This window comes from Syntrophomonas wolfei subsp. methylbutyratica, from assembly GCF_001570625.1.
In the GTDB taxonomy this organism is placed as follows: Bacteria; Bacillota; Syntrophomonadia; order Syntrophomonadales; family Syntrophomonadaceae; genus Syntrophomonas; species Syntrophomonas methylbutyratica.
Genome location: NZ_BBQT01000027.1, coordinates 1 through 19,860, shown reverse-complemented (window position 1 = coordinate 19,860; position 19,860 = coordinate 1). Strand labels below are relative to the sequence as shown.

Here is a 19,860-nt window from a genome sequence, read left to right as displayed (position 1 = left end):
CCATGGATGGGAGGTTAGCGTGTACCCCTTGAGCCGCGAGACAAGCCGCAGGTGTTGCCCATGCGAAGACTGCGAGCGGTATATTTATACAAGCCAATGAATATTAATAACTTTTTGCAGTAGAATCTTACTTGCATTTAGTTATAAAAAGCTATAAACTTGCAAATAATAATAGTTACCAACTAGGAGGTATTACCATGAACTCCAGGCTGCAGGAATTAAGCAATTGCGGCTTTAAGATTACCCCTCAGCGCCGCTTGATTCTGGATATCCTGCAAAAAAGCGACCGCCCCCTGACCGCTGAAGAAACGGCGGAGCGGATCAAGAAAAAAGAACCGCGTATCTCAGTGGCAACTATTTATCGCAACCTCAATCTTCTGGTGGAAATAGGGGTTTTGAGCAAACTAGAAATAGCTGATGCTGCCGCCCGTTTTCAAATAAACCAGGGACACAATCACCACCTGCTTTGTCTGGGCTGTGGAGCAGCGATAAAAATCGGAATTTGCCCTTTGCAGGGAAGGGTAGAGGAGCTTATTCAGGAACATGGATTCAGCGTTGATTCCCATTATTTTGAAATAACCGGCTATTGCCGGGAATGCCAGTTGAAAGAGACTGGAAAATAGATATTGAGAGGGAGGAAAAAATGAGGAAAAAGCTTTGGCCAGTTCTACTATTACTGGGAATATTAATTTTGCCGGGTTGTAAGCCAGCTTCCCAGAGCAATCCGGTATTGGATGCAGAGGAGCATACGGGTAAAATCAAAGCCTTTGTAAGTATTTTACCCCAAGCCTATTTTGTTGAGTGCATTGGGGGGGACAAAGTCGATGTATCCGTAATGATTCCGCCCGGTGCCAACCCCGAAAATTATGAAATTAGCCCGGCCCAGTTGAAAGAATTGAGCACTGCGGATGTTTACATAATGTCGGGCAAGCTTCCCAGTGAGGAAATATGGCTGCCCCGTCTTATTGCTGCCAATAAAAAAATGCTGGTTCTGGATTCTTCCCAGTCTATTGACTTCGATGAACACAATCCCCATATATGGCTTTCTCCCCGATTGGTGAAAAAACAGGCGGCCAACATTGCTGAAACCCTGATCCAGCTTGATCCTGACAACAAGGCCTTTTATAGCCGCAACCTGGAACAATTGCTGCTTGCATTGGATGAGCTGGATAAAGAAATCGAGGAGATTCTTTCCGGAGTAAAGCAAAAAAGCTTTATAGTTTATCACCCGGCCTGGGGATACTTTGCCCGTGATTATGGTTTGGAGGAAATAGCCATCGAGGAACACGGCAAGGAACCTGGAGCCCGTGAATTAGCCCGCCTGGTGGAAGAAGCCCGGGCTAAAAAAATCAACGAAGTATTTGCTTCTCCCCAGCATAGCAGCAGGAGCGCGGAAGTCTTTGCCCAGGAGATCGGAGGAAAGGTGGTATTCCTTGATCCTCTGCCCCGAAACTATATAAGTGATATGCAAGCAGCGGCTAAAACCCTGGCCGATGCTTTGTCTGATTGAAGCACAGGTGCAGTTGATGGATAGAATGGATAGAGAAGAAAGAAAGAAAGTTATCGAAATAGAAAATCTGCTGGTTAAGCTGGATGGACGAACAGTGCTGGAAGAGGTGAACCTCAGCGTATATGAAAAAGATTTCCTGGGGATTATTGGTCCCAACGGCGGGGGAAAAACTACGCTGCTAAAAACTATTCTGGGGCTGGTAACAGCGGAAGCCGGGACTATCAAAATAATGGGAGAAAAGATGAAAAAAAATAGAGGTCAGGTAGCCTATGTTCCACAATACGCTGCCTTTGACCGCAGCTTTCCGGTTAATGTCTGGGAAGTGGTTTTGATGGGACGCCTGGGCTCGAAAAGAGGGAGGAGCTATTCCGAGCTGGATCAGGAGATCGCCCGGGAAGTACTGAAACGGGTGGAAATGTATGAACTGCGGCATCGCCCCATAGGTGAGCTTTCTGGGGGTGAAATACAGCGGGTGCTGGTAGCCCGGGCTCTGGCGGGGCGGCCGGAAATCTTGCTCTTGGACGAGCCCACCGCCAGTATTGATTCCCGTTTTCAGGCCGGCTTTTATGAGTTGTTAGAGGAGCTCAATCGTGAGATGACCTTAATCCTGGTTTCCCATGATATCAGTGCTATTTCGGTATATGTGAAGACCCTGGCCTGTTTAAACTGTAAACTCTATTACCAGCATAGCAAAGAATTAAGCCCGGAAATGATAGAAAAGGGTTACCAGTGCCCGGTAGAATTAATAGCCCATGGAGTGCCTCACCGGGTGTTAGCAGCTCATGATGGGGTGGTAGGAAGTTGATGGAATTACTGCAATTTGATTTCCTGCGCCATGCTCTGGCTGCCGGAATTCTGGCCAGTATTGCTTGCGGCGTGGTGGGAAGCTATGTGGTAATAAAGAGGATAGTCTTTATTAGCGGTGGCATTTCGCACACTGCTTATGGAGGAATCGGACTGGGATATTTCCTGGGCATCAACCCCATACTGGGAGCGGTATTTTTTACCGTAATTTCGGCTCTGGGCATGGGGGTACTGGCTGAACGGACCCGCCAGAGGGAAGACACTCTCATAGGTATAATTTGGGCGGTGGGTATGGCCCTGGGGGTTATTTTTGTCAAACTCTCCCCTGGCTATACTAGTGATTTAATGAGTTACCTCTTCGGCAACATTCTGGCGGTACCTTTTCAGGATTTAATATTGATAAGCATTCTGGATGCCATTATTGTAGCAGTGGTTTGGTTTTATTTTGAAGAGCTGAAAGCAGTTGCTTTCGACGAAGAATTTGCCCAGGTTGCGGGTATCTCCACCCGCTTGTTCAACCTCTTATTATTACTCTTGATAGCGTTGACAGTAGTAGTAATGATAAGGGCGGTGGGAATTATCCTGGTGATTGCTTTGATGAGCATACCTCCGGCCATTGCCGGGCAGTCGTCAAAGAGCTTGAAAGGGATGATGGTACTGGCCATTATCCTGGGTATAGTATTCAATAGCGGGGGGATTTTCCTTTCTTACTTCTTTGACCTGCCTTCCGGAGCTACCATCATTTTACTGGCGGCAGCCGGCTTCATCATCTCTACAGCTAGCAGGCAACGTTTTGGATAGCAGTTTAGTTTTTCGAAAGAATTGATGTCACTGCAAAAAGTAATAAGTATTATTATGCTTTATACTTATGCAACCCTTATGCAAAAAAGAGGGGTTGGGGATTCATTCATAAAAAAATGATAAGCTGAATAGAAAGGTAAAAGAAAAAAATATTGGGGGTTTTTAGCTTTGCTAAAGTCTTTTACCTTGTATTTTTTTATTTTCACTTTCATATGTATCGGCATATGCATCGGAACTGCTCCGTTAATGGCGGAAAGCACTATAATGAATCCACAAAAGGCAAATTCACAGAAAATCCCTGTAAATAAGATAGACCGGACTGATTTTCCCAGTCTTTTTCTGGCCGAACCGCAGTTGGAGGGTGAAAGTGTATGGTTGGTCCAAGCCCGGCTTAAGGAACTGGGTTATGATATTCAACCCAGTGGAATCTACAATCTCCCCACCAGCCAGATAGTCCGGCTCTTTCAAGTAGCCAGCGGCCTGGAAGAGAATGGGGTAGTAAACCGCCCGGTTTGGGAAGCTTTACTATTGAGCGATGCCGGAGAACCATGCTTGCAGGGAGATTCTCAGGATAAACGGGGACGCTTGCTTATCGAAATAGATGTGTCTAGCAGAAAGCTGGTGCTGACTGAGGATGGAAAGCCGGTTAAAGAATATCCGGTAGCCGTGGGCAAAAGCAAGACACCTACTCCTCTGGGAGAATGGAAGGTGGTCCACAAGGGGCTTAACTGGGGTAACGGTTTTGGCACCCGTTGGATGGGCTTGAATGTACCCTGGGGAATTTTCGGTATACACGGAACCAATAAACCTGGTTCCATAGGTTCCTATGCTTCTCATGGTTGTATAAGAATGTTCAACCGGCATGTGGAAGAACTTTATCCTTTAGTTCCGCCTGGAACCAGGGTGAGGATTGTGGAGAATGGTAAAATGTTTCCCCAGGATCTAAAACCGGTTCTCCTGAAAAAGAATTCCTCCGGGCAGAGGGTGGTATATGTGCAGAGCAGGCTAAAAGAGCTGGGTTTGGAATTTGACCGGGCGGATGGGCGCTATGGCAATATGACCGAGCTGGCGGTAAAGTACTTTCAAGCCTGGCACGGGCTGGAAGTTACCGGAGAAATGGATGAGGCCACTTACCGGGCTATGGGGATGATAAAATGAGATATTCCTTGCGGGGGTATAGTTAAACATTTCAAGTTTAAATTAAAAAGATGATTCATTACAATTAATTATATAATATATGATAAATAATATGGTAAAATGTTTGAAAGCAAAGCGAGGAGTTGAATGGAAAATGAGAAAAACCATAGATGCCCGGGGTTTAACCTGCCCCCAACCGGTAGTTTTAACCAAAAAAGCGCTGGAAGAAGAAGAAATTTCGGAAGTATTAACTATTGTAGACAATAGCAACGCTTTAGAGAATGTATCCCGACTGGCTCAGACCCTCAAACTGGAATGCAAGGTGGATGAGAAGGAGGGCAACTATTATATCGACATATGGAAAGGAGAAAGCTCTGACAACTTGAGCCTGGCAGAAAATTCTTACAGTAATACTGTAGTTTTAATAAGCGGAAATGTACTGGGGCGGGGTGATGACAAGCTGGGAGCTCTGCTTATGAAGAACTTTATTTATACTCTGACCCAGGTGGAAGGGGCGGTAAAGTCGCTAATATTTATGAACGGCGGGGTATTATTAAGCACGGAAGGTTCTGAAGTGTTGGAGCAAATCAGATTGCTGGAGGAAAGTGGAGTGGAGGTTTTATCCTGTGGTACTTGCCTGGATTCTTTCCAACTCAGTGACAAGCTCCGGGTTGGAATTACCACCAATATGTACACTATTGTGGAGCGTTTGAACGGGGCTGCCAGGGTAATCACTTTGTAGTAAAAAACTGCAGTTTAAAAACATTGACTCCACTGCGAAAACCCCTTTTGTTGCATAAGGGTTGCATAAATATACAAAGCGAGCGTTGGCGAAGCATGGTTGCAACGCCCGGCGAAGGCGAGCAGGCGAAAGGGGGCGAGCGACAGGACGTCGCGAGAGCGCTATACGACCATGGATGGGAGGTTAGCGTGTACCCCTTGAGCCGCGAGACAAGCCGCAGGTGTTGCCCATGCGAAGACTGCGAGCGGTATATTTATACAAGCCAATGAATATTAATAACTTTTTGCAGTAGAATCAACATTAGCTTATAATTTGCTTTTTAGCAATCGCCACGCGGGTTTTATCAGTATAAGATAACCTGGGTGGCTCTTATTTTTTAGGGAAAATATATCTTGCTGCCTGGGGTTTTTGAGGCTTGGATAAATTTACCCAAAAAATTTATTTAGATAAAGGGAAATATTATCGGGTGCCGAATATAGCTATTAAATAGTTGAATATTACGATAGTTCTGGAGGAGGGGATAAATATGGCTGATGAAATTCAACTGGTTGTCTTCACCCTGAAAAGGGACAATGTAGTTTGCGAATACGGTGTTCCTATTACCAAGGTACAGGAAATTATAACCATGCCTGTGCCGACCAAACTTCCCCAGGCACCTGATTTTGTTGAAGGAATAATAAATCTCCGGGGAAAAATAATCCCTATTATAGACCTGAAAAAACGATTTCAAATGGGAGCATCAGAAACCACCAGCGAGAGCCGCAGTGTGGTGGTGGAGGTAGAGGGGCAAACTGTAGGAATCATTGTTGATGAAGTAAGCGAGGTTTTGCGTTTGTCTACCGAAAGCATTGAGCCTCCACCGGCAGTGATTGGGGGAATCGCGGCTGATTATCTTACCGGGGTGGGAAAATTGGATGACAGGTTGTTAATTCTGCTGGATATGGATAGAATACTGAATGAAAAGGAAAAGACAGAGCTGGTGGATATGAGTGAAGCTGTAGTTTAGAGCCCGCCTACACCGCCCTGAATCCTGGAATGGTTTCAGGGCTTTGTTTTGTTATACAATGAGTGTAAGCTAAACCGGGAGGAAAATGTAATTGTTAGTGGGAATAGATATAATAGAAATTGAACGGGTAAAAGAGGCGCTTACCCGGACTCCCCGGCTTCTGCAGCGCTTGTTTACGGAGCAGGAACGATTATATTGCTTTAGCAAGAAAAATCCCTATCCTTCTCTGGCCGTTCGTTTTGCGGCCCGGGAAGCGCTGCGCAAGCTGCATCCGGCTTTTACTGCAGGAGCAGCCTTTCATGATGTTGAGGTTCTGAGCCTGGAGGATGGACGGCCGGAGCTGCTTTTGTATGGGAGCGCAGCGGAAATATGTCGGGAACAGGGTATAGGGAAAATATCATTGAGCCTCTCTCACTCGCAGGAGCAGGCGATTGCTGTGGTAATTGCAGAGAAAGGGTGATAAATGGTGAAAATACTTACCGCCCGGGAAATGAAGGCTATTGATAGCAAAGCTACCAGCGAATATGGGATTCCCAGCCTTATCCTTATGGAGAATGCTGGAATAAGAACGGTGGAAGTTATTGAAGATTTGCTGGAAAGCAGCCAGTCCAAGAAGGTAGTTGTTCTGGCGGGGAAAGGCAATAACGGGGGGGATGGGCTGGTGGTGGCCCGTCATCTTATTAATGCCGGTATTCATGTTGATGTTTTCTTGCTGGCCGGCAGTGATGAAATGACCCAGGATTCATATACCAATTACCAAATACTTTCCCGGATGAGCCGGAATATCTTTCCACTGCAGTTGGAAGAAGACCTGGATAGATTGATGCTGGCACTTTTGTCCTGTGACCTTATTGTTGATGCCATCTATGGTATCGGTTTCCAGGGGCAGATGAATGATTTTGATTCTCAGATAGTAAGGATGGTCAACTGGAGCAAAGCACTGGTTGTGGCAGTGGACATTCCCTCCGGGGTTGAGGCCGATAGCGGCAGGGTTCATGGGGAAGCTATCCAGGCTTCCCATACGGTAAGCTTTGCCCTGCCTAAAATCGGCCTGCTGTTGGAGCCGGGAAAAGACTATGTTGGTACTTTGAGCGTTGCCGATATATCCATTCCCGCCCCGCTTTTACAGGATAAAAACTTGAAGACCGGCTTGATAAGCGAAGCTATGGTTAAGTCCTGGCTTGGACCCCGCCATCCTGAATCACACAAGGGAACTTACGGTCATGTCCTAATTATAGGAGCTTCACCGGGTTTGAGCGGAGCGGTAATCATGGCCGCTGGTGCCGCCCTTAAAAGTGGTGCGGGATTAGTAACGGCAGCGGTTCCAGAGTCGCTGCTGGGAGTGGTTGATGCCGGGTGGATGGAAATAATGAGCAGCCCGCTGGCGGAGAGCAAGCAGGGGACCATGGCTCTGGAGGCTTTGCCCCTTATTGAAGGCTTGCTGGGCCGGGCCTCAGCCTGTGCTATCGGCCCCGGGATGTCCCGTTTTCCCGAAGCCTCCGCCATACTTCATTCACTTTTGAAAAAAGCCGGTATTCCCATATTGATAGATGCCGATGGACTTAACGCTCTGGCTGAGGATCTAAACATATTAAAGGATCACCAGGTTCCCGTGGTTCTTACCCCTCATCCCGGTGAGATGGCCCGGCTTACAGGAAAAAATATTGAGGAAATCCAGTCCAACCGCGTTGCCGTGGCCCGTAAATTTGCTCAGCAATGGGGAGTCACCCTGGTATTGAAGGGAAACAAGACATTAATTGCCAGTGCAGCCGGAGAAATATTCTTAAACATTACCGGTAATCCCGGAATGGCGACTGCCGGAAGCGGTGATGTGCTCTGTGGTCTGATAACCGGGCTTATGGCTCAAGGCTTGAGGCCCCTGGATGCTTCTATTGCCGGGGTGTATTTGCACGGGATGGCCGGAGACCGGGCCGCTGAAATAAAGGGGCAGCGGGGGTTGCTGGCGGGTGATATTCTTAACAGCCTGCCGGATATTCTGCAGCAATTTGAGAGATGATAAGCATTGCCAAGAGCTTATTCTGCGAGCGGAATATTTATGCAAGCAAATGCATAATTATTACTTTTTGCAGCGGAATCACTTTTTGCATTATTCAAAATTTATACAGGGAGAGAAGTGTGTAAGATGCTAGCCAAAGACATAATGACCAGGGAAGTTATTGCCGTAAATAAGAATGACAGCCTGGAAGAGGTAGCGCGAATTTTATTGAAAGAGAAGATAAGCGGAGTCCCGGTAGTTGATGCCGATAGGCATGTGATAGGGATAGTAACGGAAAAGGATTTAATAGTTAAAGCCAGTGAGTTGAAGATGCCTTTCTATGTTACTTTATTTGACAGTATTATTTTTCTGGAAAACCCCATACGATTTAATAATAATCTTAAGAAATTTACCGCGTCACAAGTTAATGATGCCATGACCAGCAGAGTAATTATGGTGGAAGAGGACACGGAAGTGAGTAGAATCGTAGAAATCATGCAGGAAAAACAGGTTAACCGGGTGCCTGTGGTCCGGCATGGAAAGCTGGTGGGTATAATTTCCCGCAATGATATTTTGAAGTCGCTGGTAAAAAAGAATGGATAATAGAAGACCAACCTGGGCAGAAATAGACTTAACAGCCATAAAACACAATATACTCATGGTCAGAAATAGAGTTAGCCCGGCGATGATAATGGCAGTGGTAAAAGCTGATGCTTACGGTCATGGTATGCTAGAAGTATCCCGGGCCTGCCTGCAAGAGGGGGTGGAATGGCTGGGTGTAGCCAGTCTGGATGAAGCCATTCATTTAAGGGAAGAGGGAATCAAGGCTCCAGTACTGGTACTTGGCTTTATTCCGGAAGAATTTGCCGAAGCAACGGTTGAATACGATATAAGCGCCAGTGTTTTTTCCCTTTCCTTTGCTCGGGCACTATCACAGGCAGCAAGCAAGCTAAGCCGGACAGCCCGGGTACACATTAAGATTGATAGTGGAATGGGACGTTTGGGTTTTGCTCCGATCCCGTCATCACTTGCACTGATACAGGAAATTGCCGCCCTGCCCGGAATCGAAGCAGAAGGAATATTTACCCACTTTGCGGATGCTGATGCTAAAGACAAGAGCTTTACTTATGAGCAGCTCAGAGCATTCTCCAATTTTGTAAGCAATCTGGAGAAGAGGGGCCTTTCCATTCCCCTAAAGCATTGTTCCAACAGTGCTGCTCTATTGGATATTCCTGAAGCCCATCTAAATATGGTGAGAGCAGGAATTGTCATCTATGGTCTTTATCCTTCGGAAGACATGAAAAGGCTGGGCCTGGATATCATCCCGTCCATGACTCTGAAGAGCCGGATTAGTTATCTTAAGGTTTTGGAGCCTGGTCATTATGTGAGTTATGGCAGAACCTTTTGTTGCCAACGAGCGACCCGGGTAGCAACTGTGCCCATTGGCTATGCTGATGGATATCATCGCTTATTATCCAACCGATCGACAGCCGTTATCAGAGGGGAAAAAGCACCTTCAATTGGAATGGTATGTATGGATCAATGCATGTTTGATGTTAGTGGACTGGAGAGGGTGGAAGAAGGAGATGAAGTGATACTTTTCGGAAAGCCATCAGATGGGGTGACTGCAGATGATTTAGCCCGGATATTAGGTACCATCAATTATGAAATAGTATGTGCGGTTAGCGCACGGGTGCCGAGGTTGTATATAACGAGGTGAAATATCTCCCCCGCGTCCACAATAGTGAGCGAAGCGAACATCAGTGGTGCCCGCAGGGTGCTTCTTTAAGCGGCCGGGTTCTTTAATAAAACAGGCGGCGGGTTCTAATCCCTGCCTCGTTGCAGCGCTGTGTTGAAGCTGCTCCGTAGTTTCTTCCGGTGCTTAAAAGGCTGGCGGAATGTAATTATTGGATTTGCGAGCATGCCTAGTAATTAATTATAATTAATTAATAGTATCGAACGGAAATCAATTTTGGAGGTGCTCGCTTTGCCAGCCTCAAGAAGAATTATAATAACTGTTTCAGAAAGCTTACTGTCAGAGGTTGATCATATTACCCTGGAGGAAAGTAAAAACCGCAGTCAGATTGTCCGGGAAGCCATAAAGTTTTATCTTGGGGAGCGCAAAAGATTAATGGCCATAGAACAAATGAAAAAGGGTTATCTGGAGATGGCGGAAATTAATCTGAATATTGCCTGTAAGAATAGTGGAGTGGAGGAGGAAGCCCTGGTCAATTCCATAGAAAATTTGTTGGAGTGATTGGATAGATGATCAAACGTGGTGAAATATATTTTGCTCAACTAAACCCGGTGATCGGCTCAGAACAGGGTGGCGTCAGGCCAGTGGTGGTTGTGCAAAATGATATAGGCAACCAGTACAGTCCCACTACTATTATTCTCGCTATTACCGCCCAGATTAATAAGGCCAAATTGCCTACTCATGTCGAGCTCAAAGCAGCAGTATACGGGTTAGAGAGAGATTCGGTAATTCTGGCAGAACAGATACGGACTATTGATAAAACCAGACTAAAACAACGAATAGCCGTTTTAAATGACGATACCATGAACAAGGTTGACCAGGCTCTAAACATCAGCCTGGGTTTAACGGAAGTCTGATTACATAATAAATCGGAAGTCGGAAGACGGAGGACGGAAAACGGAAGTCGGAAGACGGAAAACGGGAGACGGATGGTGGGTATCGGAAAACGCTTGTCGTTCGTCGGGATAAGGGATGCCAATCTTTGCAGCATACTTAGCAGGTTCTAAGCCAGAACCTGTTATTTTTTGGGGGAGACTTGAATTGACTCCGTTGCAAAAACCCTTTTTGTTGCAATCCAATGAATATAAATAACTTTTTACAGTAGAATCTTGAATGTATTATTAGAAAATGAACCCGGTGATACCGGGGAGAGGAAAGGGGAAGCAATGAAAGCGGTAATAGGTATTAGCGCCAACCATAATGCGGCTGAAAGTCTTTATTGTTTAAAAGAAGCTTATGTTGTTTCCGTTAGAGAAGGCGGAGGGGTGCCCCTTATCCTTCCCGCCCTGGATGATGTTGCGCTGGTTGATGAATATCTGGATATTTGTGATGCTTTTATTTTCTCCGGGGGCGGGGATATTGATCCCTTTTACTGGGGGGAAGTTCCCGAAACAGGTCTGGGTGAGATAAACCCCTTAAGGGATTCCTTTGAACTTAAGCTGGCTCGAAGACTGCTGCTCCAAAACATCCCGGTTTTAGGAATTTGCCGGGGCTGTCAATTGCTTTCCGTGGCCTCCGGCGGCAAGCTTGTTCAGGATTTGGCTACAGGAATGAGTCATGAGCAAAATGCTCCGCGCTATTATCCTTTTCATGATATATTAGTATACAAAGAAACTCTGCTGGCCCGGATTATGGACAATCATGAAGCCAGAGTAAACAGCTTTCATCACCAGGCGGTCAGGGAAGCGGGAGTAGGAATGAGAGTAAGCGCCCGGGCTCCCGATGGTACCATTGAGGCTATTGAGAGTATAGATAAAAACTTCTGGCTAGGAGTTCAATGGCATCCCGAATTCTTGCGGGATGAGTATTCCCGGAGATTGTTTCGGACATTGATCGAGGCTGCATATATGACAAAATAACAGGCAGATTAAAATGGGGTTAATTATGATGTCACTGCAAAAAGTTATAAATATGCATAGCTTGCATAGCGAAGGGTGTGTAGGGAACGACCCCCGTGTCGTTCCGAATCAGCTCTCAGCACCAGAATATTCAGGTTCTTGACATTTGTGTCAAATACTTATATATTATAATTATATTATATAAGTATATGGGGTGTTGTTTGCTGAATAAGATTGAAACACAATTGGTTAACAATATTTTGGGTGCGTTTCAATGCGCCAAGGACACAGTCGCGTTGCTGCCGCAGCTGCCGCCCAACATAAAACCTGTCTATTTTCGTATTCTGAACGCTATCTATAAACTTAACCATTATACGGGCAGGCCGCGCATTTCCGATATCAGTAAGGAATCCGGATTATTGCTTCCCAATACGACCAAGGTTATTAATGAGATGGTTGAATTAAATATCCTGGAAAAATTCACCCCAGATTTTGATAAACGGGTTGTATTGGTGCGGGCGACTGAACTGGGGGAGCAGTACATCCAAAAATATATTGTCAACTTTATCGAAAGTTTGGAGAAGCAAGTATCAAGAATCAATGAAATCGAATGCATAATTATGATCGACACCGTTTATAAAGTGCATCAGGCAATAAAAACGGTCTATGACGAACAAGAACCCGAGAAGGATGCTATCAACTAATAGATATAGATATCACGCCGCTTACCCTCAACTGCTTACTGACCTGCATGCAGTAACTATTCAGTGAGAGTCCACCCTTTACTTGCTCGAAAAACAACCGTCTATGTCCAAAAAGGAAGGAGAAAAATCCATGTTCAAAGTAAAAGATTATGTTGTGTATGGTTTAAATGGGGTATGTCAGATTGCAGATATTCGAAAAGATAATTATGACAACAGCAATGAAACCGAATATTACATTTTAAAACCCGTTTACAACACCAGCATAACGAGTATTATGGTCCCGGTAAACAACTCCAATATTATGATGAGAGCAATCAGTACCAAAAATGACGTTCTGTCTCTAATAGCCAAGATGCCTGACATTGAAACAAGCTCTTGGATAGATAATGATACGCAGAGAACCAATCAGTATAAAGCTGCGCTTCGAACCGGAAAAACCGAAGAATGGGTCAAAATTATCAAGACTCTGTATCAAGAGAAAAAAGCCAGATCGGCGGTGGGCAGAAAATTAACCACTACAGATGAAGGTTTGCTGAATACTGCTGAAAAACACTTGAATGAAGAGTTTGCCATAGCTTTGGACATCTCACCCGATGAAGTTGTTTCATATATTAGTAAACATATTTCATAACCGTTCCCCGAACCGCCAGAGTAAACAGCTTTAATCACCAGGCGGTCAGGGAAGCGGGAGTGGAAATGAGGGTAACTTTTCCTCTACACATTTAAGCTGGCCCTTGTTCATTTCCGATTCCGGTATTCAATCATACCCGGCAGAAGTGGATGGATTATGGGATTCCATCTGCCAATCATGACCCTGTCATCAAAGAATTAATAAGTGCCTCTTTAAAAACTCCAGGGTCTTTTCTATTATTTCATGTGTTCGGGGCTCATCATTAAACAGGTCAAAAGCGTGGACTCCGTTGGGATGATTGTAGAGATCAATATGGATATTGTTTGCAAGCGCGGTGCTGATGAAGCCGTCCAGCGATTCGAGAAGATGGGGAATCTGGTCCCGACCGGCCCGGGTAATGAACATAGGGGCTATTCGGTCCGGGTTTTGACTTAAAAACTGGAGCGGCGAATATTGCTCTGCCTGAATACTCGCCCATCCCCCGGCATTAAAAGGTATGTTTAGTAAAGCGCATAAGGATGCGAATTCTCCGAAGCCGTAGTAAGCCACAATGCATTTAACATAGGCGGGATGGTTGTGAATACCCGCATATAAACCGTAGGGAACACCTGAAGATAATGCCCAGACGGCTATCCGGTTCTTATCTATACCATATGCGTCGGCATTATTAATCAGAAAAGCAATAAGATTCTCTATATCGGCGATTACGTCTTTTATCTGAAAACCCTGCAGCAGGGTGCGGTGATTAAAGGTAGCCGCTGCCAGTCCCGAAGCCGCTATTACCCGGCCCATCGAGGTGTAGGGCCCCGAGTCTTTCATATTTCTGGCCTCTGCTTCGCCATGCACCAGGACTACTAGCGGAAGCTTTTGCCCGCGCACCGCGCCGGGCGGAAAGTACAGATCCAATAGGAACTTGCCTTCACCATGGTTATAAGAGATTTCTTTTTGAACCTTGACCTGATCCATTCCCGACAGCTTAAAAACAACTTCCTTTTTGAACATTTCATCCGGGCTCGGCATGGCCATCAACTGGAAGATGCGTTTGTCAAAACTGTTTCTATAGGGCCTCAGGGTACTCAGTTCTTTGCCGCAATTGGAGCAGTGGGTGGCATACCAGCTATAATCGGTATGGCAGTCAGGGCATTTCCATTGAGTTGCCTGCTGTTCCAGCCAGCGCGCCGCTCCATGGTTCCCAATGTATTCCTGATTTGTCACGGCCGTGTTCCAGTGCGGCAGCATTTCCAACAAGAATTCCATAGAAGTAAAATTGGGGCAGGGGAAATCGCTACAATTCAAACAGCGTTCCACACCCTTTCCCCGTGCGCAGTTTCTGATCTGACACACCGCGCAATTGCCAAAAACACTGTCCGTTTTGCAGCCATGGCATTTCAGCTCCATGCCCAGTTCATCGCCCAAACAGCAGGCCAGGGGGTCCTTGATACCGGTCTGGTATGCCTTTATGATGGAGCATGCCCCGCAATACAACCCGCAGTATGTGTCGTAATTATAATCACCCATTAATACATCCCCTTTCAAGTAGTTTTAGTTTTTGCCCGGCCTAATATATAACTCCTTAGCGTTCTTCATTAAAGGGTCCACTCCTTCTATATCTCGGCTAATATCAATTGTTTGGCCGCAATTACTATTTCCTGCGATTCTCCAGCCTTTCCCAAAAGTCAATTGATTCCGGAGAAAGCCCGGTTATTTTTTGGCATTCCTCTTGTATCTTTTTTCCGCAATCATCGCAGACATGGTAAGCGCAACGATTATATTTGATATCTTTGTAGCGGTAGTCGGTAAACGGAATCCCGAATTCTCGGTGGCAGATCAAACACGTGGCAGTGTACAGGCTTAACGCCCCTTTATCTGCAGGTTGCGAATCCGGACTGCCTTTAAGTTTCAGCTCATTACGGGTTTCATCTTGCTGTTCACCACCACCTTTGCCTTCCTGTATACCCAGCCAGAAGTCTTTCCAGAATACCTCAATCCATTCCCCCGATAACTCAGGGACGATTCGCATCCAAAGCAGTAGGCCGTCCCGCATGGCGCGATAGGAGAGAAGCATCTTGGTAGGAATATCCCGCCGGATGATTCCTTGCTGCATTCCTTCCCCCAGTATTTCCAACATCTTTTTTTCAAATGGTTCTTCACGTTTCACGATATCTACATACAGATTCTCGCGTAACTCCGGCGGAGCAAAAACCAAACACTGGGTCCAAAATAATGAAATATGCAAATCTTTGTAGTAGAAAAGAATATATTCTTTAAACATATGCAGCAGTTTATCGCGGATCTCCATATTCTCTGAATCTCTTATCATACGTTTAAGCAATTTTTCATATTTACGGGCCACATCTTGATAAACGGCTAAGAATAAGTCCTCCTTTCCTTTATAGTGGTTGTAAATCGATGCTTTGTTAATTCCTACTGCTTCGGCTATTTCCTGCATAGTGGCACCTTCATAGCCCTTTTGGGCGAAAGCGGCCAGAGCGGCTTGTTTGATTTTTTCTTTAGTGGTCATGATCATTTTTTATATACTCCAATTTAAACTAACTACCGTTTGTTAGTTTATTGTAACCGCTTTCCATTTTTGGGTCAACAATAATATCATATTTTATAGACGAGGTGAAATATATCCCCCGCTAAGCGGTCGCTTATTAACAAAACAGGTGGCGGGTTCTAATCCCCCACCTCGTTGCAGCGGTGTGTTGATACTGCTCCGCAGTTTCTTCCGATGCTTTAAAAAATCAGGAGATGGTATTGGTGGCAGCAAATATTGGCTTGTCTAAAAAAAGCGTCACTATTAAAAGTAGTGGCCCGTTGTCAAAGAGGTCGCGATATATTTTTTGGCTTTCTTGCAGGACTTTTTGCATTTGCTTGCGTTCAGTTGCGTCAACTATGATATTTAATGGTAAAGATAGTATAATTTATTTTTATTGACAGAACCGAACCTTTTAAGGCCCTCAGGTTTATACAGTTAAATATCTGAAAGGAGGATAGTTTTAATGAAGGATATCAGCCAGGAGCAAGCGGAAGCAATTTTCCGTGATTATTCATCTGCGGTATATCGTTTAGCTTTATTTCTATCCAAATCTCCAATTTTGGCTGATGATATTACCCAGGACACATTTTTACAGGTATTTAAGAAGTATGGCAGTTACGATTCACGGCGTCCCATTTATCCATGGATATACAAAATTGCCTTGAATATCACTCGCAATACCTTGCGCAGGCAAAAGTGGCTGGTCCTGTTTGGGGAGCCGCCTGAAAGTGGAGATTCAACTACGATCGAAGATAGAATCCTGAAAAATGAACTGGCGGCAGAATTATGGCAGGAAATTAACAAACTAACTTTAAAAAGCAGGGAAGTCATCGTATTACATTATTATCTGGACTTAAAATTGCAAGAAACAGCAGCAGTTTTAGGGATACCGCTGGGCACTTGCAAGTCCCGCTTGAACTCCGCTCTAAATACCCTGGAAAAACAGCTGCAGGAAAACAGTCTCTTAATATTAAAAAAAGGAGATGATTTACTTGACATCATTTAATATGAAAATTGAATCGGTTTTTAAGGATAACCTGGATGATGCTGCCCCATCCTTAAAATTCACTACGGTTTGGCAACAGCATCAAAAAACCGGCAAGAACCGCTTTAGCTTTAAGAAAATGGTTGCGGTTCCCGTGGCCGCTCTAGTTTCCCTGGTGGTGTTGCTTATGGTGGGCTTTAGCTTTGCCGCCATTAAAGATAAAACCGATTATCCTTTTGTCAATGATACCAGTGTAATCGGTTTGTGGGAGTCTGTTGATTTGCTTGACCAACCCGGGCAATTTGTGCCGGGAAAGAATCATTCCGAAGATCCATTGTTCCTTAAACAACTGGTTTTCTACAAGGATGGGGGCATGCTTATGGCTGTCAATAAAGGTAATGCTAAGCTAAGCCCTACTCAATATACCTGGACCAAAGGAATGGTTTTAGACAAGCAGGCCAAAACCAACAGTAAATATGATATAAAAGAGATAAATGGCACAACCTACATGTTCTTTGAATGGAAGTGCGGCGATTATACTTACTTTCATATGGAACCACCCTACTTTGTGCTAAAGAAAGTAAATGATAAGGACTATTCCGACTATCAGATGACAGCTAAAAGCGATAAAATAGATTATCCTTTTGTCAATGATCCGCAGTTGCTGGGGAGTTGGAAAAGCGTGGATTTTGTTCCCGCAATAGAAGAATTCAAACCTGGTACTAAACTCACCCCGGGCGAGTTGTTCCTGACCCGTTTCGACATTGCCGAAAACGGCAAAATCGGCGGAATGACCTCGCAGAAGGAAATCCCTGACGATTTGCTGACCTGGACCAAGGGTTTGATAATTGAAAAGAAGGGGAAAGTGGCCAGCAAATATGAGATAAAGGAAATAGACGGTGACACTTATTTATTCTATGAATGGAAGAACGGCAACTATATCTATAGTGGCATGCAGCCCGACTACTATGTTCTGAAAAAAGTAAAATAATCCGCAATAAGTAAAAGGGGTTCCTATAAAAAAGGAACCCCTTTTGCTTGTCAATATGGCCATTATGTCGGCAGGCCGAACAAGTAATTTCTAACAGGCAATTAAAAAAATCCAAAAGCTGCATATGGTGCCAAGTGATTAAATCCTGTAAGATAGTGCCAGGCAATAGACGTAGGAAAAAACAGGTCTTTTTTATCCCAAAAGGCCTCGTTCTGATTGAACAAGGTGAGTTAATTGTTTACTGCGATCCAAAAAAGCCAGCAGTGTGATGTTTTAGAGCCACATTGTGCATGAAATAGAGCCACCTTGTGCAACCATTAGAACCACTTTTATTAATATTTTGTTCTTTGAAAATTTCATGTGTTGTACCCTTTAAAAACAACCCCACATCTGCCAAATGCGGGAGGGCAACGGCAAAGCGTATTTTACTTTGCCGTACAAGATGCCCGGATCGTATAGAGTCCCCGCTTTTGGGGGTTGTACCCCGCATTTCGCTTTCTTGAGTTCGGGAGGAATATCGCTCCGCAGTTGGTACAGCTGATGTCTCCAAAGAGCAAGTTCGTGCCCTTAAAAACCAGTTTTGATTCTTTAACTACCGTTGATTCCGTGCCGTTCCCGCATGGACACCCGGCCATCGATTAAAATCGTGTGAGAATCGTGGACAATGCGGTCAAGAATGGCGTCTGCCAGAGTGACTGTTAATCCGCAAATTAATGGCTCCCGAAGGGGGCCTTTTTTATCGGATTAAATAATCTGTAATCAAAATGAATGCTAAAACAAAGTACAAATAATTCTCGTTTTGTTTTAGCATTAAAAATACTATAGAATCTGTTGTGGGATGTGATAATCTTGCAGCGGATTTTTTTAACATTGATTAGCCCAGCAGAATATGCACGACAGGGCGTGAATTTTAAGTTTCCGGTTCCTGATGCTTGCCCAAACCCGGAGTGTTTAATACCAATACCCCCGAAAAAGCACGGTTTCTATGGGCGGAATTGTCTTGATGTAACCTATCGTGGCCGGGTACTGATTAGGCGCTATTATTGTCCATTCTGTGGTAAGACTGTTTCCTACTTACCTTCCTTTTGCTTACCCTATTACCAGTATTCCCTGGCCGTGATTTATATGATTATTGTCAATCATATTGAATCCGCCATGTCCTATGCCAGTATTATCCGGAACTTAAGAAAACACCACCCCAACCTGCACCTGGGCCTGCAACATGTTGAGTTCTACATATTGAGATTTCTTATGAATTTAAATTCGATACAGATTGGATTAAGGCAGTTTTTACCGGATTTAGCCCTTCCGGATTTCGGTTTAGACATAAAAAAGGGAGCAAAAAAGATACTGCACATTGTTAATGGTGGATTTGGCACAATCCAGACCTTCTCCCAAAGGTTTTTTGAACAATGTAAACGCTCTTTTCTATCTCCCTTGCACAATAGTTTAGCATGAGAACGGAGTGATGTGTAAACCAATTACCTAAAAAGCTTAGCAACAGAACTTTTTCCTATATCCATACCGCAGCAGATGTTAACATGAAAATGAAGACGTCTGGCTTAAGCGCTTAAGCCTCCTTAAACTACCAAAACTTAGGGAGGTTAGTTGCTATGCTTGATAATGAGAAAAGAGAACAAATTGCACTTAGGAGGTTTTCACTAATCAGTCCGGTCCTGAATGGACAAGTAGATAATCAAAAGGAATATTTTATCGAAGTCACCAGTAAAGCCATTGATATGCCCTATTATGGAATGCGCATGTATTCCCCTAAAACCTTGGGCAGTTGGCTTAGTGATTATCGACGTGGTGGTATTGATGCCTTAAAACCGGGCTACCGTTCGGATCGGGGTAAATCCCGTAAAATTGATGATGAGTTAGTGGAAAAGATCAGGGAAAAGCGTATACAAAAGCCCAGAATTAACAGCAGCATGCTCTACGAATCCCTGCTTAAAGATGGTGCCATATTACCTCAGGAAGTATCCCTTTCTACCTTCTACCGCTTCCTGGCAGCTAACCCAGACCTGACCGCCGTTAAAGAACCGGATGAAGAGAAAGAAATGAAAAGATTTGCCCATCAATATATTAATGAACTTTGGCAAAGTGACCTCTTGTATGGGAGCTATCTCAAGGTAGGTAAGAGCAAAAAACAAACTTACTTAATCGCATTTCTCGATGATGCGAGCAGGTTCGTTACCTACAGCCAATGGTCTTTTAGCCAGAACTTCTCGGCACTCAGGGTAGTGCTTAAAGAGGCGGTTTTAAGAAAAGGTATTCCTTCGATGATTTATACCGATAATGGGAAAATATTCCGATCCGCCCAGATGCAGATGGTTTGTGCTCAAATGGGCTGTTCCCTCATACACTCCCCTCCCTTTCAGGCCAACACGCGCGGGAAAATTGAAAGGTTTTTCCGC

General features: G+C 44.7%; 22 protein-coding genes and 1 pseudogene. 20 read left to right on the top strand and 3 right to left on the bottom strand.

The window, feature by feature from the left end:
- Nucleotides 1-197: 197 nt before the first annotated feature.
- From AWB54_RS14225 to AWB54_RS14150, 16 genes are all read left to right on the top strand, one after another.
- Nucleotides 198-623 carry a Fur family transcriptional regulator gene (locus tag AWB54_RS14225; RefSeq protein ID WP_061215262.1) on the top strand — a complete coding sequence of 142 codons (426 nt, stop codon included), beginning with the start codon at nucleotides 198-200 and terminating at the stop codon, nucleotides 621-623.
- Between the two features lie 20 nt (nucleotides 624-643).
- Complete coding sequence (locus AWB54_RS14220) at nucleotides 644-1,510, top strand: metal ABC transporter solute-binding protein, Zn/Mn family (RefSeq protein ID WP_061215261.1); 867 nt, start codon at nucleotides 644-646, stop codon at nucleotides 1,508-1,510.
- A 16-nt stretch (nucleotides 1,511-1,526) separates the two neighbouring features.
- Nucleotides 1,527-2,315: a metal ABC transporter ATP-binding protein gene (locus AWB54_RS14215; protein ID WP_082736248.1), complete on the top strand. Its 789-nt coding sequence runs from the start codon at nucleotides 1,527-1,529 to the stop codon at nucleotides 2,313-2,315.
- Nucleotides 2,315-3,115, top strand: a complete 801-nt coding sequence (locus AWB54_RS14210; protein ID WP_061215260.1) for a metal ABC transporter permease — start codon at nucleotides 2,315-2,317, stop codon at nucleotides 3,113-3,115. The genes AWB54_RS14215 and AWB54_RS14210 overlap by 1 nt, the downstream gene beginning before the upstream one ends.
- Nucleotides 3,116-3,283: 168 nt before the next feature.
- Nucleotides 3,284-4,273 carry a L,D-transpeptidase family protein gene (locus AWB54_RS14205; RefSeq protein ID WP_061215259.1) on the top strand — a complete coding sequence of 330 codons (990 nt, stop codon included), beginning with the start codon at nucleotides 3,284-3,286 and terminating at the stop codon, nucleotides 4,271-4,273.
- Nucleotides 4,274-4,406: 133 nt separating this feature from the next.
- Nucleotides 4,407-4,994: a sulfurtransferase-like selenium metabolism protein YedF gene (gene yedF, locus AWB54_RS14200; RefSeq protein WP_061215258.1), complete on the top strand. Its 588-nt coding sequence runs from the start codon at nucleotides 4,407-4,409 to the stop codon at nucleotides 4,992-4,994.
- A gap of 526 nt (nucleotides 4,995-5,520) precedes the next feature.
- Nucleotides 5,521-6,000 carry a chemotaxis protein CheW gene (locus AWB54_RS14195; protein WP_061215257.1) on the top strand — a complete coding sequence of 160 codons (480 nt, stop codon included), beginning with the start codon at nucleotides 5,521-5,523 and terminating at the stop codon, nucleotides 5,998-6,000.
- 97 nt (nucleotides 6,001-6,097) lie between these two features.
- Nucleotides 6,098-6,460 (top strand): holo-ACP synthase, encoded by a 363-nt coding sequence (acpS, locus tag AWB54_RS14190; RefSeq protein WP_235811198.1) that lies wholly within the window; start codon nucleotides 6,098-6,100, stop codon nucleotides 6,458-6,460.
- Nucleotides 6,461-6,463: 3 nt separating this feature from the next.
- Nucleotides 6,464-8,017 (top strand): bifunctional ADP-dependent NAD(P)H-hydrate dehydratase/NAD(P)H-hydrate epimerase, encoded by a 1,554-nt coding sequence (locus AWB54_RS14185; protein ID WP_061215255.1) that lies wholly within the window; start codon nucleotides 6,464-6,466, stop codon nucleotides 8,015-8,017.
- 126 nt (nucleotides 8,018-8,143) lie between these two features.
- Nucleotides 8,144-8,599 (top strand): CBS domain-containing protein, encoded by a 456-nt coding sequence (locus tag AWB54_RS14180; protein WP_061215254.1) that lies wholly within the window; start codon nucleotides 8,144-8,146, stop codon nucleotides 8,597-8,599.
- Complete coding sequence (gene alr, locus AWB54_RS14175) at nucleotides 8,592-9,716, top strand: alanine racemase (RefSeq protein ID WP_061215253.1); 1,125 nt, start codon at nucleotides 8,592-8,594, stop codon at nucleotides 9,714-9,716. The genes AWB54_RS14180 and alr overlap by 8 nt, the downstream gene beginning before the upstream one ends.
- Nucleotides 9,717-9,983: 267 nt before the next feature.
- Nucleotides 9,984-10,253, top strand: coding sequence for a CopG family ribbon-helix-helix protein (locus AWB54_RS14170; RefSeq protein WP_061215252.1), 270 nt, complete (start codon nucleotides 9,984-9,986; stop codon nucleotides 10,251-10,253).
- Between the two features lie 8 nt (nucleotides 10,254-10,261).
- Nucleotides 10,262-10,609: a type II toxin-antitoxin system PemK/MazF family toxin gene (locus AWB54_RS14165; RefSeq protein ID WP_061215251.1), complete on the top strand. Its 348-nt coding sequence runs from the start codon at nucleotides 10,262-10,264 to the stop codon at nucleotides 10,607-10,609.
- Between the two features lie 309 nt (nucleotides 10,610-10,918).
- Nucleotides 10,919-11,611, top strand: coding sequence for a gamma-glutamyl-gamma-aminobutyrate hydrolase family protein (locus AWB54_RS14160; RefSeq protein WP_082736247.1), 693 nt, complete (start codon nucleotides 10,919-10,921; stop codon nucleotides 11,609-11,611).
- A 200-nt stretch (nucleotides 11,612-11,811) separates the two neighbouring features.
- Nucleotides 11,812-12,294, top strand: coding sequence for a MarR family winged helix-turn-helix transcriptional regulator (locus tag AWB54_RS14155; protein ID WP_061215249.1), 483 nt, complete (start codon nucleotides 11,812-11,814; stop codon nucleotides 12,292-12,294).
- A gap of 130 nt (nucleotides 12,295-12,424) precedes the next feature.
- On the top strand, nucleotides 12,425-12,925 hold the full coding sequence (locus tag AWB54_RS14150; protein WP_061215248.1) for a CarD family transcriptional regulator: 501 nt from the start codon (nucleotides 12,425-12,427) through the stop codon (nucleotides 12,923-12,925).
- A gap of 189 nt (nucleotides 12,926-13,114) precedes the next feature.
- On the opposite strand, the gene AWB54_RS15500 is transcribed toward AWB54_RS14150, so the two are convergent.
- Both AWB54_RS15500 and AWB54_RS14140 read right to left on the bottom strand, forming a co-directional pair.
- A complete protein-coding gene (locus tag AWB54_RS15500) occupies nucleotides 13,115-14,443 on the bottom strand; it encodes a DUF3795 domain-containing protein (protein ID WP_082736244.1) in 1,329 nt (442 codons plus the stop codon).
- A gap of 124 nt (nucleotides 14,444-14,567) precedes the next feature.
- A complete protein-coding gene (locus AWB54_RS14140) occupies nucleotides 14,568-15,452 on the bottom strand; it encodes a TetR/AcrR family transcriptional regulator (protein ID WP_061215247.1) in 885 nt (294 codons plus the stop codon).
- Between the two features lie 478 nt (nucleotides 15,453-15,930).
- Between AWB54_RS14140 and AWB54_RS14135 the strand changes: the two genes are divergently transcribed.
- Both AWB54_RS14135 and AWB54_RS14130 read left to right on the top strand, forming a co-directional pair.
- Nucleotides 15,931-16,473 (top strand): RNA polymerase sigma factor, encoded by a 543-nt coding sequence (locus AWB54_RS14135; RefSeq protein WP_061215246.1) that lies wholly within the window; start codon nucleotides 15,931-15,933, stop codon nucleotides 16,471-16,473.
- The gene (locus tag AWB54_RS14130; RefSeq protein WP_061215245.1) at nucleotides 16,460-17,443 is read left to right on the top strand and encodes a hypothetical protein; all 984 of its coding nucleotides are present in this window, start codon (nucleotides 16,460-16,462) and stop codon (nucleotides 17,441-17,443) included. The genes AWB54_RS14135 and AWB54_RS14130 overlap by 14 nt, the downstream gene beginning before the upstream one ends.
- Before the next feature lie 588 nt (nucleotides 17,444-18,031).
- Here the strand turns inward: AWB54_RS14130 and AWB54_RS16835 are convergent.
- A pseudogene (locus tag AWB54_RS16835) lies at nucleotides 18,032-18,136 on the bottom strand (AAA family ATPase); the annotation flags it as partial.
- A gap of 147 nt (nucleotides 18,137-18,283) precedes the next feature.
- On the opposite strand from AWB54_RS16835, the gene AWB54_RS14125 reads away from it, so the two are divergent.
- Both AWB54_RS14125 and AWB54_RS14120 read left to right on the top strand, forming a co-directional pair.
- Nucleotides 18,284-18,901, top strand: a complete 618-nt coding sequence (locus tag AWB54_RS14125) for a DUF6431 domain-containing protein (RefSeq protein WP_235811197.1) — start codon at nucleotides 18,284-18,286, stop codon at nucleotides 18,899-18,901.
- Nucleotides 18,902-19,056: 155 nt separating this feature from the next.
- The coding region (locus AWB54_RS14120) for a DDE-type integrase/transposase/recombinase (protein WP_082736243.1) at nucleotides 19,057-19,860 on the top strand (804 nt) is incomplete at its 3' end.

What these genes read in the sequence shown, in the direction of transcription:
- AWB54_RS14225 (WP_061215262.1), top strand. Translation starts at nt 198, where the DNA reads ATGAACTCCAGGCTGCAGGAATTAAGCAATTGCGGCTTTAAGATTACC.
- AWB54_RS14220 (WP_061215261.1), top strand. Translation starts at nt 644, where the DNA reads ATGAGGAAAAAGCTTTGGCCAGTTCTACTATTACTGGGAATATTAATT.
- AWB54_RS14215 (WP_082736248.1), top strand. Translation starts at nt 1,527, where the DNA reads ATGGATAGAATGGATAGAGAAGAAAGAAAGAAAGTTATCGAAATAGAA.
- AWB54_RS14210 (WP_061215260.1), top strand. Translation starts at nt 2,315, where the DNA reads ATGGAATTACTGCAATTTGATTTCCTGCGCCATGCTCTGGCTGCCGGA.
- yedF (WP_061215258.1), top strand. Translation starts at nt 4,407, where the DNA reads ATGAGAAAAACCATAGATGCCCGGGGTTTAACCTGCCCCCAACCGGTA.
- AWB54_RS14195 (WP_061215257.1), top strand. Translation starts at nt 5,521, where the DNA reads ATGGCTGATGAAATTCAACTGGTTGTCTTCACCCTGAAAAGGGACAAT.
- AWB54_RS14185 (WP_061215255.1), top strand. Translation starts at nt 6,464, where the DNA reads ATGGTGAAAATACTTACCGCCCGGGAAATGAAGGCTATTGATAGCAAA.
- AWB54_RS14180 (WP_061215254.1), top strand. Translation starts at nt 8,144, where the DNA reads ATGCTAGCCAAAGACATAATGACCAGGGAAGTTATTGCCGTAAATAAG.
- alr (WP_061215253.1), top strand. Translation starts at nt 8,592, where the DNA reads ATGGATAATAGAAGACCAACCTGGGCAGAAATAGACTTAACAGCCATA.
- AWB54_RS14165 (WP_061215251.1), top strand. Translation starts at nt 10,262, where the DNA reads ATGATCAAACGTGGTGAAATATATTTTGCTCAACTAAACCCGGTGATC.
- AWB54_RS14160 (WP_082736247.1), top strand. Translation starts at nt 10,919, where the DNA reads ATGAAAGCGGTAATAGGTATTAGCGCCAACCATAATGCGGCTGAAAGT.
- AWB54_RS14150 (WP_061215248.1), top strand. Translation starts at nt 12,425, where the DNA reads ATGTTCAAAGTAAAAGATTATGTTGTGTATGGTTTAAATGGGGTATGT.
- AWB54_RS15500 (WP_082736244.1), bottom strand. Translation starts at nt 14,443, where the DNA reads ATGGGTGATTATAATTACGACACATACTGCGGGTTGTATTGCGGGGCA.
- AWB54_RS14140 (WP_061215247.1), bottom strand. Translation starts at nt 15,452, where the DNA reads ATGATCATGACCACTAAAGAAAAAATCAAACAAGCCGCTCTGGCCGCT.
- AWB54_RS14135 (WP_061215246.1), top strand. Translation starts at nt 15,931, where the DNA reads ATGAAGGATATCAGCCAGGAGCAAGCGGAAGCAATTTTCCGTGATTAT.